The following is a 12,335-nucleotide window of genomic DNA, read 5'->3' as shown; positions in this document are numbered from 1 at the left end:
TCATCAATAATATTAGATCTCAGTGCTGCCCATATGACAATATGGCAAGGCTACCCACGTGGATGATGCTCCGCATGTAATTTCTGCAATCTCGCTGTCGCCACATGAGTATAGATTTGCGTGGTGGACAAATCGCTATGTCCTAGTAATAACTGCACACTACGCAAGTCTGCACCATGATTGAGCAAATGCGTGGCAAAGGCGTGACGTAGCGTATGCGGTGATAATTCTTTATCGATACTGGCAACTTTGGCGTACTTCTTAAGTAGATACCAAAAGTTCTGCCGCGTCATATAGCCACCTTGCGCCGTCAAAAATACCGCTTGGCAATTGCCTGATTTTAAATGAGCAATCAAGTCGCCACGCCCATGAGACAGATAATCTTCCAATGCATCCGCTGCATATTCGCCGAGGGGCACCAGTCGCGTTTTATTCCCTTTCCCCGTGATTTGTAGCCAACCTGAGTTTAGATTCACTTGCTCTAATGAGAGGTTAATCAACTCACTCACCCGTAGACCGCAGGCATATAAAACTTCTAGCATGGCTTTATCACGCAGTCCAAGTGCCGTACTGGTATCAGGTGCAGCAAGTAGATTATCGACGTCAGCCTCGGCTAAGTCCTTTGGTAACGGACGTCCCAGTTTTGGGCTTTTGATACGCTCACAAGGATTGTCTTCACGCAAATTGCTGGCGATCATCCATAGATAAAACTGACGCAAGCTTGAGAGCATGCGTGCTTGGGTACGTGGGGTTTTGCCATCTTTAGCAAGCAGTGACAGACAATGCAGCACATCATCAGGCTGCCAACGTGTCAGGGCGATAGGATTGGTCAGCTCGCAAGAGCGTAGGTCACGGACGTACGCATTACGAGTACGCGTCGCTAGACCGCGTGCCAGCATGGCTTGACGAAACTCAGTCATATAAGCTGGCTCATCATCGACCGCCAATGCTTTAGGTTGACGCTGTTGCACGGCACGATCACGGCTCATAGGATGATACTCAGGTAGGGGTTAAGTTAGCAATAACAGACAGTTATTAAAATAATACCAAACCTATCATGCCATTTTTTTCTTAACCAGATAGCGATATAGCGTTACGCTTGCAGGCGTATCATCATCGCTATCGATGGTGATTTCATCAGGATCAGCGTCTAAGCTCACGTTTTCAGCCAGTGTTTCTTGACCGATTAGCTCATGACCCAAATGACGACAGAAATTCGGAATGTCGCGCGTGGTAGCAGGATCTGTCGCCAATATTTCAATCACTTCACCGCCATCTGCTTTGCGAATGACGCGGTGTAGCATCATGACTGGCTCAGGACAGATCAGCCCTTGAGTATCTAAGTGATGGTGGATAGGCGTGTCTGGTATCGAAGTGGTCATAGTCGTTATCGTAAAGCTAAATAAATGGGTTTGAGGATGAGTAGTTTGCTTAAGTGCTTATAGCGGCATACTTTGTAGCTCGTCTACGCTTCAGTACTTTTAGTCTCTTCGTCGGCATCAGGCGTATCAGCTACTTCTAAAAAGTTAAAAAATCGCTTAAAGCTTACTTTAAATAAAAATGCCACGCCCAGCCAACAAGATAGTCCTAACCATGCAGTATCGGCAAAAATTAATCCGCCAACCAATATAAGGGTCGATACGCCAATACTCATGGCAATCATCGACGGTTGATTTAAGCGATAACGATAAACGACCAATGCATCATAAATAGTAATGGGTATCGTGAGGGCTACGAGGGCGTAGGGTAAATTGTAAAATAACTGATAAAGCAGCTGGTTATCATGGAATGCTTTGATACTAGCAATCGTGCCAAAGACTACAAATGCAAAAATAGCCGCATAAATGAGATAAATCGCTATTTGGTTGGCACGCTGTGCGCCTTTAATACGGGCAATAGCAAGTGGAGCAAAACCATGCTGTGACTTATGTTGTGAGGGTTGGTCTGAGACAGTGGTCATAGTAATCAGTCATTTATCCGTTAAGAAGTACGATGTATCAAAGTGACATTATAGCCGCACACGTGTCTTTTACCTATTTGGCTGCTTTATTCTGCTTTGATTGCATCGATAGCGATACTGCTATTAGGATCAGCAAAATAGGTCGACATTAGGATACAAGCGGAGATATCATCGATTGGGTCGCGTTCGTTTTTGATCCAACCATTGTCCCATGCGATTTCTCTTGCTTCGATTGAAGTCAGCCGCTCATCACACAGTGATACGGTCACTGGCAAATGTTGTTCCATCACTCTATGGGCCAGACGACGAGCGAATTTGTGTGCTCGTTTTGAAAGCATGGAGCTAGTGCCATCCATATTAAGCGGTAGACCAACCACGACTTGTGCTACGCCCCAGACTTTAATGATACCGATTAAATTGTCCCAATCTGGCTGACCGTTATTCATCGCTAATATATCAAAGGCACGTGCCGTCTGCGTAATGGTATTACCGAGCGCCATACCCATCTTTTTGACGCCGTAATCTAGCGCCAAGATAAGATGCGGCTTTACTTCTGGCTCGATAGTTTCAGCAGTGCTATTACTATCGTTATCAAGAGTATCAATGTCATTATCTATAGCGTCTGTGCTACTGGCTGTAAAAGTGCTATCTACCATAGTAATGGGTGTCCTTTATGTCTTTATCTAAATTCGCAGAGCGTATGAGATTACGCATGACCTATGTCACTACTAAGGTAGTCAAAATTGACTCCGATTTTGTCGGCTGCGATTTGCCAGCGTTCTTCAAATGGAGTATCAAATAATAAATTCAGATCAGCAGGGCAGACTAACCAGTCACCATTACTCAGCTCTTGGTCTAGCTGTTTTTTGCCCCAGCTGGCATGACCTAGACACAGCTGATAGTGACCAACACCTTGGCCTGCGGCAATACGTTTTAGAATATCTTGGCTAGTCGTGATGCAAACGTTCTCTGAAATAGCAAAAGAAGAGGCCCATTCCGGCTGACCAGTATGCAGCACAAAGCCGACCTCAGGATACATAGGGCCGCCTTCTAATGCCAAATCTTCCATCACCTGCGGATTGGTCACTTCAATATCTAAATCTTCTAGCAGCTTACCTACGCGAGATTGCTCAAGCGGACGATTGACCATCAGACCTAGCGCACCATGCTTGTCATGACGGCAAATATATATAAGTGCCTGCTCAAACCTTGGGTCTGACAGCTCGGGTGCTGCAATCAAAAAATGATGGGTCAAATTGGTTTTAGACATAGAAACAAACGCAACCTAATAATAAGGGTGAAAGACCACTATATGGTGATAATCAATAGAAAAGCAAGATTCACACCAATTGCTGCTGACCATCATACAGACTCAAATAACCATTCGTTTTGATGAAAATGAATAATTATTTAACGTTAGATAGGTCAAATAGAGAGTTATTTAACATCGGATAATAAGCTGCGGGCATGATCGCGTGTGACGTCAGTGATAATGACACCGCCAGACATACGTGCCAACTCGTCTACTTGCGCACTGTTGGTCAGTATAAGTAGCTCGCTTTCGGTCTGTTCTTGATGGTGCTTTTGTACCAAGATATGTTGATGCGCTTGTGCCGCGACTTGTGCTTGGTGCGTGATGGCTAGCAATTGCTGTGTTTGCCCAAGCGAGCGTAGTAGCTCGCCAACCACTTGCGCAGTGCCGCCACTGATACCGACATCGACTTCATCAAATACCAGCATAGGCTTGGCGGCATTATTATCGGCATTGGTCGCTTGTAAGACTTGCATCACGAGCGCCATACGTGACAGTTCACCACCTGAGGCGATTTTGTGTAGAGGCTGCATTGGCATGCCAACATTGGCGCTGAATAATAAATCAATATCGAAACAACCTTGGGCATTGTACTGACTAGGTTCGGTTTTTTTGGTAAAAACAAATTCACAGCGAGCATTAGGTAGCGCAAGTGGTTGTAGCTGTTTGATGAGTTGTTTACTAATTATCGGAGCAGCTTTTGTGCGCTTTTTATTTAACTGTGTCGCCAGAGCGAGATAGTCTTGCCAAGCCTGCTCAATTTGCGCTGCCATTGCATCACTGCTTGGCTGGTTCTCTAGCTGCTCTAATTGCGCTTCCCAACCTTTTGCTTCATTAATTAAATCACTCGCTGGCAAGCTATGCTTACGTGACAAACGATGTCCTAAGCTGATTAGGTTGTCTAATGTCTGTAAGCGTTCAGGATCAGGTAGCTGCTGTTCGGCATAATCTGATAGCAGAGCAGTCACCTCAGTGATTTGCTGCTGTGCTAGATGGAGCTGTTCAGAAGCTTGCTCAAACGTTTGACTGACGCTTACTTGATTGTCACAGAGTTTAATCGCTTGCCCGAGCAAGGTCATGACGTCTGGCTCATCGGTATCATTGTCGAGCAAATGCAGACCATGACTGGCCTCTTGCATTAACGCTTCAATGTTGGAGAGCTCTTCGTGTTCAGATTCAACTTCTGCGTAGTCTACAGCCAATAACGGCGCAATATCTGCTAATTGGCTCTGCAACAACTGAATACGATCTTGACGCTGGGCTTCGCGGCTCGCGATGTCATCTGCGCGACGTTTTAGCTGCTGATAAGCTTGATAGCTACTGGCAGCTTGGTTGGCTAACGGTGTTATCTGTGCCATTTCATCAAGCCATTGCACCACAAATTGCGGCTTGAGCAATGCTTGCTGAGCATGTTGGCTATGTATATTGACCAGTAAAGTGCCTAAACTCTTTAGCTCCGCTAAGCTAACTGGTGAACCATTTAGCCATGCTTTTGAGCGGCCAGTATTACTTAATTGTCGACGAATAAGTACTTCAGGTTCTTCTAGCGGTCGATCATTTTTGGCAAACCACTCAGCGACGACGCTATTATTTTCTACATCGAATTGAGCGTAGATATCTGCATGCGCGGCGCCATGCCTGACCATCGCACTGTCTGCTCGCTCACCGACACACAGTGATAGTGCATCTAGCAATAACGACTTGCCAGCACCTGTTTCACCAGTGATGACATTAAAACCTTCAGCCACGCTCAGCTCATGCTGAGCAATCAACGCAAACTGATGTAAAGTTAACGATACTAGCATCAACGCCTCTCAGGACAGACAATGGACATCATATAAATCTTAGGAAGCCATCTATAAATAGGGTAAATAAGGAAGTGAAAATATCTATTTAAACTTGCTAATTAGATAAATATTGTAGGCAAATAGTATGGTGTTAAATGTGTGTAAATACAAACTTTAAGACAAGGTATAACAGAATTTATTATTGGGAGATTACCATAAAACTATTAAAAACTGACAATAAATCATCAACATAATACCTATAATATCAGTCGTTAGGGTCATTCGATATCCAAAGATAAGCATAGTATACGAAGAAGCATTTTGACTGATAATGATAAAAATATATCTAAGTTAGTGGCCTAGCATCCGCCTAGAAAAACACCAAATGAATATTAAATGAGTGAGTGTATACTTGCCATCGAATAGAATTTTCCTAGTCGCTTTAACAAACTTTATAGATATAATGTGGTAGCATAATCTCACATAATGATAAACTCTTCTTATGAGTTTGATGCGCTGTGCAACCTAATAACAAGTCATAATTTTGTAAAATTGTAGGCGTATAGTGGTAAAAACATGCCACTCAATCATTATTCAAAAGCGTTTTCATAGAACCTGTGGCTACCTTTAGCGCGCAGATATCTAATATAGAGGGATAAGGTGTCTAAAGCAGGCGTGTTTGCTTACTGGTCGCGTATTTGAAGCTCAGTGCAACTCTGTCAGTACTTTAACCCGTTACTTATTTTTTAGTTTTGCCATAATTATTTGATAAGGAAGCCACTATGACAGCGGCGCAATTTACTAACGTAACAGTTAATGCCCAAGCGACAGTATCTTATGATGGTCGCTGCTCAAGCCATACCATTATGTTTGAGGATGGTCGTCATAAAACGCTAGGCGTTATCTTACCTTGCGACAACTTGGTTGAGCATTATCACTTTAGCACCAATACTTCTGAGCGTATCGAAATCACCAGTGGTGAGTGTGAAGTGAAGATCAATGGTGATGATGAATTCAGCTACTACCGTGCAGGTCAGTCATTTGTCGTTGAAGGCAATAGCGGTTTTAACCTACGTACTGAAGAAATTGTTCAATATGTCTGTCATCTAGAAGGCTGATATTATTAATAGGGCGCTTGAGCTTTATTATTTTAGTGCCTGTTCTATCACACATTAGTGTTTCGAGAAAATAAACAATATCGGATTGGTATTGTTTATTTCTTTTTTTGACGTTTGGTTTACTGTTCTCTCATCATCAATGAGCTATGACATTTAAAGCCGACGTTATCCTCTTTTATCCCGTCGCCTAGTGCGATATCCACCTAATATTTAATAGGCCTGTTATGGCAAAACCCATTTATTTTTACGGCATTCATGCCATTGATGCGTTACTTAAACACCGCCCTTTGGATGGTCTTAGCTTGTTTGTGCAACAGGGACGCGAGAGTGACAGCCATGTACAAGCTATCATGGCTGAAGCGGAAGCGAACGGCATTAGTATTCAACCAACCCAAAAAGACAAGCTAACGCAGTTATGTGGCAGTCCGCAGCATCAAGGCGTGGTACTCAATGCGCGTCCGTTGGGATTTGCTGATGAAGGTTTGCTTGATACTATTATTGGTCGTGAACAGTGCTTGTTATTGGTACTAGATCAAATTACTGATGCACATAACTTTGGCGCTTGCCTACGTACCGCGGTAGCTATGGGTGTGGATGCAGTGGTTTGTCCAAAACACCATGCAGCGAGCCTAACGCCAACAGTCGCTAAAGTATCGGTTGGCGCAGCAGAGATGATGCCGATCGTCAGTGTTACGAACTTGGCACGCACATTATCTCAAATCAAAAATGCAGGCGTTTTCGTATTTGGTACGGCACTTAGTGAAGAGGCTAAGCCAATACATGCCGCTGACCTGACTGGCAAGACCGCTATCATTATGGGTTCAGAAGGAGAGGGTATGCGTCGACTGACAATGGAAAGCTGTGATGAGTTGGTTTATATTCCAATGTCAGGAAACGAGCATGGTAATCTACAGAGCCTAAACGTGAGTGTAGCTACTGGCATGGCACTGTATGAGGTTAATCGCCAGAGAACTTTAGCTGCTGGGCAAGCGTAAGATACTCTTGGTGCAAGGGTTCTAGTTGTAGATATAGAGAGGCAAGGTCGCTCTCATTGAGTATGACATTGTCTGCATGACGATTACGCTCTTCACGACTCAGCTGATTGGTCATAATGGCCTTAATTTTTTGTATGCTTTGATCATCACGCTGACTGGCACGTGCAAGCTGCGTGTCTTCGGTCGCATCCATGACCAAAATACGTTGACATAAATTGGCCAGTCCTGCCTCTGCAGCCTCTATCAGTAGAGGCGCAGACAAAATTATATACGGTGAGGTGCTAGCATCTAGCTGTGCTTTTGCTGTCTCACGTATCGCTGGGTGAGTGATAGCCTCAAGCTCAATCAGCGCTTCAGGATTTGCAAATACGTGTGTACGTACAGCCGCCCTATCCATGACGCCATCAGCAGTCAATATCCAATCACCAAATTTTTTCTGAATTTTCTGCAGAGTGGCGCTACCTTTAGCGACAATCTCATGAGCGATTACGTCTGCATCAATAATGTCGATGCCTTGCTCAGCAAACCAAGCACTAGCGGCAGATTTGCCACTACCGATACCACCCGTCAAACCGACTACAAGCTTCTTATTTTTTGGTTGCGGGGTTTGTGGTTGGTGTGAATAAAAGTGCGATGTGTTTTTTGACATAGTAATGGCTTATCTGACAGATAGAATAATGAATGCAGCTATAAACTCACAATCGGCCTTTTAAGGTTTCGTTCATGAGTCACTGCTGAAAATTTACTACAATAATCTAGTGTATGTTGTCAGTTATTAGACATACATACCGAGATACCAGCTGACAATATCTGAGCCGTATAATAAGGCAACAATACCTGCTATAGCGATATAAGGCCCAAAAGCAAAAGGCCGGCTTTCACCCTGTCTTTTCATCAAGATCAACCCAACGATAGAGCCAAGTAAAGACGATAGTAGGATGATTAAGGGTAACATCATAGGTCCAAGCCAAGCACCTAATACTGCTAGTAGTTTAAAATCCCCTTGACCCATTCCATGTTTCTTAGTGATTAAATAGAATACCTTCACTACTATCCATAGCGATAAAAACCCAAGTAGTAATCCCCATATCGACTGTATTGGTGTAATAAACCAGCTTTGTGAGTTTACCGCCAATCCTAAACCTGCCAAAGGAAAAGTTAGACGATCAGGTAGTAGCTGCGTATCAAAGTCGATACCTGTTAGAGCCACCAGTGTCCATACCAAAATCAATGCGGATAAGCCTGTAGCATTCACCCCAAAATTATATATTACTAATACGGACAGTAGGGCAGTTACTAGCTCAACGAGAGGATAACGCAGACCGATAGCCGCTTTGCAACTTGAACAGCGTCCGCGTAATAGCAGCCAACTTATTAGAGGTATATTTTCATACCACTTAATTTTATGTGCGCAATGAGGGCAGCGTGAGGCAGGTCGACTTAAAGTAATTGGTTGGTCAGTAGCTACAATACTTGCTATGGGTAGCGTATGCTCGGGTGGCATATCTGCCTGTTCAGACATAAACTGGCTACACTCTTGTCTCCAACCATACACCATCATCAGCGGTATGCGATGAATTACAACATTTAGAAAACTGCCAACACAAAGACCTAATAGACCAAATGCCACTAAAGCTAGAATAGTATTTTCTTGTAGTAACTGTATAAATTGCATCAAATCATTATCCTACTACTGAACCCATTTGGAAGATTGGTAAGTACATTGCGATGACTAGTCCGCCAACTAATACACCTAATACTGCCATGATTAGCGGCTCCATCAAACTGGTCAAACCATCAACGGCATTGTCGACTTCATTTTCGTAGTAGACAGCTACTTTATCTAGCATTTCTTCTAAGCTACCAGACTCTTCACCAATACCAACCATTTGAATGACCAGACTTGGGAATAAATTGGTCGAACGTATAGAAAATTGTAATTGCTGGCCAGTAGATACGTCATTTTTGATTTGCTGGGTAGCATTGTAAAATACGACATTATTGGTTGCGCCAGCAGTAGAATCTAGTGCATCAATAAGTGGAACGCCAGCAGCGAAAGTTGTAGATAGTGTACGAGCGAAACGGGCGATAATCGCTTGGTAAGCAATATTGCCAAATATTGGAGCTTTCAGTGCGGCACGGTCCAAAAAGTCACGAAATTTCTTAGAACGTTTCTTGGCTTCTGAAAAACCGACAATCGTACCGCCGATAACAATGATAAGCATAAACCACCATGCTTGCATCCATTCAGACATGCCAACCACCATTTGGGTAAAGGCGGGCAGCTCTGCACCAAATGAACTAAATAGGTCAGAGAAGACAGGCACTACTTTTATCAGTAGAATCATAGTAACGATAATAGCTACTACGATGACAGCAATAGGATACTTCATCGCCTTTTTAATTTTTGCTTTTAAAAGCTCACTTTTTTCTTTATAAGTAGCGACTCGCTCAAGCATTGTTTCAAGTGCACCTGACTGCTCACCAGAATCAACAAGTGAGCAGAATAGATCATCAAAATAGCGAGGATGCTTGCGTAAAGCAGAAGCGAAAGTTCCACCTGCTTCAATGTCTGCTTTTATTTGCAATACTAAGTCTTTCATACTTGGGTTATCGAGAGAGTCGGCGACAATTTCAAAAGACTGTGTTAACGGCACACCTGCCTTCATCATTGTTGCCAACTGCCGAGCAAAAATAGCAATATCGATGGCTTTAATGGCTTTTTTAAAGGTGTAAAGTGGTTTTGGCTTTTTCTTAATACCCTTAACCGTAATACCTTGTTTACGTAAGGTCGCCTTCGCCAGCTCTAAGCTACGACTGGTGGTCTCGCCCTTTACCTTTTGTCCGCGTCGGTTCACACCGTCGTAAACAAAATCTAACAACATATCGGTCTTAGCTTTTGCCATATTACTACCCTCGAAATTGTCTAATATATATTGTATATTTACAATAGAATACCAGACTTAAGATACCAGTCAGGCATACTTTATTTTAGCGTAAAAAACCAGTGTTTATCTGTTTTATTTTGAAAAGTATCCGACAATAGAAGTTACAGGTTTATAAATTAGTTAATAATTAGCAGTAAAAATACGAAGACACATCATACATATTCTATAAAATTTAATTATTATTCAGAAGTCACCCGCATCATTTCCTGAATACTCGTGACACCTTGCAATACTTTTAAAATCCCAGAACGACGCAAATCGCGAAAACCATTTTTAACGGCAGCGTCTTTAATGTCTATCGCATTTCCATCTTCCATAATGATGCGTGAAATATCAGGGCTCACTTTCATCACCTCATAGATACCCACACGACCTTTATACCCTTCACGACACTCATTACAGCCGACTGGTTCATAAATGACATTATCAGGATTATCCAAATCAGTATCAGTAAAACCAATCTCTAATAAACTCTGGCGCGGGATGTTAATAGGTTTTTTACAGTTCTTACAGAGACGTCGTGCCAATCGTTGGGCAATGACTAGGTTGACTGAGGTGGCAATATTAAAAGAAGCAACGCCCATATTGCGTAGACGCGTTAGTGTTTCAGGTGCTGAGTTGGTATGCAAGGTAGAAAGAACCATATGACCTGTCTGTGCCGCTTTAATGGCGATTTCAGCAGTCTCAAGATCGCGAATCTCACCAACCATGACAATATCAGGATCTTGACGTAAAAAAGACTTAAGTGCATTGGCAAACGTGAGACCAACTTTGGCATTAACATTGACTTGGTTAATTCCTTCAAGGTTAATCTCGACTGGATCTTCAGCCGTTGAGATATTGGTTGCGCCAGTATTTAAGATGTTGATACCAGTATAGAGAGAGACTGTCTTACCAGAACCGGTAGGGCCAGTAATCAGTAACATGCCTTGCGGTTTGTGCAACGCCTCTAAAAACATTTCCTGCTGATCTGGTTCATATCCCAATGCATCAATACCTAGCATGGCTGAGGATGGATCAAGGATACGTAAAACAAGTTTTTCACCAAATAACGTTGGTAAAGAGTTTACCCGGAAATCAATCGCTTTATTTTTAGAGATTTTTAGTTTAATACGTCCGTCTTGTGGTACTCGACGTTCTGAGATATCCATCTGAGACATGACTTTTAAGCGTGCTGCAATTTTATTCGCAAGTTGAACTGGTGGATTGGCCATTTTTTGCATGACGCCATCCACACGAAATCGTACTCTAAAAGATTTCTCGTATGGTTCAAAATGTAAGTCAGAAGCGCCCATACGGATAGCATCTACCAGCATTTTATTGACGAACTTTACAACAGGGGCCTCATCAACGCCGTCACTCAGTTGAGTTTCACCATCCTCTTTATCTGCATTACCGTCCTCAAAGCCAACGCTTAAATCGTTATCAGAAAAGCTATCAAAACTTTGCATCGTATCCGCGTAAATATTTTCAATACGCTTTTTGAGCTTGTTTTCTTCGACAACAATGGTTTCTATAGACAGTCGAGAGTTAAAGGCAATTGCATCAATAGCATCAACGCGTGTCGGATCACTCAGTGCGACAAATAGACGTTGTCCTCGTTTAAAGAGTGGTAAAGCATTAAATTTACGAACGATTTTTTCATCAACCAAGTCTTTTGGAATGATATCAACGTTTAATGCATCAAGATCGAATAGAGGGTCACCGAAAGCTTGGGATAGCATTTGAGCAAGATGATAAGCATCGGCCAATTTATTGTCTACTAGATAGGGTACCAGTCCTATTTGCTGCTGCTGCGACTCAATCTGTGCTGTTTTCATATTCGCTTCGCTAACAACACCATCGCTAATGAGTTGCTGCGCTAGACCGCCGTACTTACTGGTTGCGATAGACATTCTAACCTCTCCTTTAATACAAAATATTCTGTAGACTTGCTTGGTATTGCACGCTATATACTCATCGTTGCTAGTTGATAACTCGCTATAACTGTCTTGCTTTGTTTATCTTATCTACCTGTATATCTATATATAGAACCAGCAACAATATTTGATTTTATAAACTCTGTAGTATAGGACTTTACTTTAGTTTGAAAAATTTATATATACCATTAGACGACTAGCTCGTAAAAATAGTAGTCTGTTACCACAGCACTTGTAGATAAGTTTGCAGAAGTGGTTCTGTTCATGGTGGTACGCTACTATAGCACTTACGAATT

The 12,335-nt window shown here is 42.6% G+C and carries 12 protein-coding genes; 2 read left to right on the top strand and 10 right to left on the bottom strand.

The features are described 5' to 3' along the window. Positions 1–50 precede the first annotated feature (50 nt). The 6 genes from xerD to recN form a co-directional block, all read right to left on the bottom strand. Positions 51–989, bottom strand: coding sequence for a site-specific tyrosine recombinase XerD (gene xerD, locus DXK30_RS09180; protein WP_114701433.1), 939 nt, complete (start codon positions 987–989; stop codon positions 51–53). A 66-nt stretch (positions 990–1,055) separates the two neighbouring features. Then, positions 1,056–1,382 carry a sulfurtransferase TusA gene (gene tusA, locus DXK30_RS09175; RefSeq protein ID WP_114701432.1) on the bottom strand — a complete coding sequence of 109 codons (327 nt, stop codon included), beginning with the start codon at positions 1,380–1,382 and terminating at the stop codon, positions 1,056–1,058. A gap of 83 nt (positions 1,383–1,465) precedes the next feature. Continuing rightward, the gene (locus DXK30_RS09170) at positions 1,466–1,960 is read right to left on the bottom strand and encodes a hypothetical protein (RefSeq protein ID WP_114701431.1); all 495 of its coding nucleotides are present in this window, start codon (positions 1,958–1,960) and stop codon (positions 1,466–1,468) included. 86 nt (positions 1,961–2,046) lie between these two features. Then, positions 2,047–2,616, bottom strand: a complete 570-nt coding sequence (gene ruvX, locus DXK30_RS09165) for a Holliday junction resolvase RuvX (protein ID WP_227670806.1) — start codon at positions 2,614–2,616, stop codon at positions 2,047–2,049. Positions 2,617–2,666: 50 nt separating this feature from the next. Then, positions 2,667–3,230, bottom strand: coding sequence for a YqgE/AlgH family protein (locus tag DXK30_RS09160; RefSeq protein ID WP_114701430.1), 564 nt, complete (start codon positions 3,228–3,230; stop codon positions 2,667–2,669). Between the two features lie 167 nt (positions 3,231–3,397). Further along, complete coding sequence (gene recN, locus DXK30_RS09155) at positions 3,398–5,077, bottom strand: DNA repair protein RecN (RefSeq protein ID WP_114701429.1); 1,680 nt, start codon at positions 5,075–5,077, stop codon at positions 3,398–3,400. 764 nt (positions 5,078–5,841) lie between these two features. Here recN and ppnP point away from each other — a divergent pair. Together ppnP and rlmB are read left to right on the top strand one after the other, a co-directional pair. Continuing rightward, a complete protein-coding gene (gene ppnP / locus DXK30_RS09150; protein WP_057757729.1) occupies positions 5,842–6,177 on the top strand; it encodes a pyrimidine/purine nucleoside phosphorylase in 336 nt (111 codons plus the stop codon). Between the two features lie 224 nt (positions 6,178–6,401). Further along, positions 6,402–7,172, top strand: a complete 771-nt coding sequence (gene rlmB, locus DXK30_RS09145) for a 23S rRNA (guanosine(2251)-2'-O)-methyltransferase RlmB (protein ID WP_114701428.1) — start codon at positions 6,402–6,404, stop codon at positions 7,170–7,172. On the opposite strand, the gene coaE is transcribed toward rlmB, so the two are convergent. From coaE to pilB, 4 genes are all read right to left on the bottom strand, one after another. Next, complete coding sequence (gene coaE / locus DXK30_RS09140; RefSeq protein ID WP_114701427.1) at positions 7,135–7,821, bottom strand: dephospho-CoA kinase; 687 nt, start codon at positions 7,819–7,821, stop codon at positions 7,135–7,137. The genes rlmB and coaE overlap by 38 nt on opposite strands. Positions 7,822–7,947: 126 nt before the next feature. Next, positions 7,948–8,847 (bottom strand): prepilin peptidase, encoded by a 900-nt coding sequence (locus DXK30_RS09135; protein ID WP_114701426.1) that lies wholly within the window; start codon positions 8,845–8,847, stop codon positions 7,948–7,950. A gap of 7 nt (positions 8,848–8,854) precedes the next feature. Continuing rightward, a complete protein-coding gene (locus tag DXK30_RS09130) occupies positions 8,855–10,078 on the bottom strand; it encodes a type II secretion system F family protein (protein WP_114701425.1) in 1,224 nt (407 codons plus the stop codon). A gap of 221 nt (positions 10,079–10,299) precedes the next feature. Next, positions 10,300–12,015 carry a type IV-A pilus assembly ATPase PilB gene (pilB, locus tag DXK30_RS09125; protein ID WP_114701424.1) on the bottom strand — a complete coding sequence of 572 codons (1,716 nt, stop codon included), beginning with the start codon at positions 12,013–12,015 and terminating at the stop codon, positions 10,300–10,302. Positions 12,016–12,335: the final 320 nt, after the last annotated feature.

Origin of the sequence: Psychrobacter proteolyticus (assembly GCF_003350005.1) — a bacterium.
In the GTDB taxonomy this organism is placed as follows: Bacteria; Pseudomonadota; Gammaproteobacteria; order Pseudomonadales; family Moraxellaceae; genus Psychrobacter; species Psychrobacter proteolyticus.
This window is presented reverse-complemented; position numbering and strand designations above follow the sequence as displayed.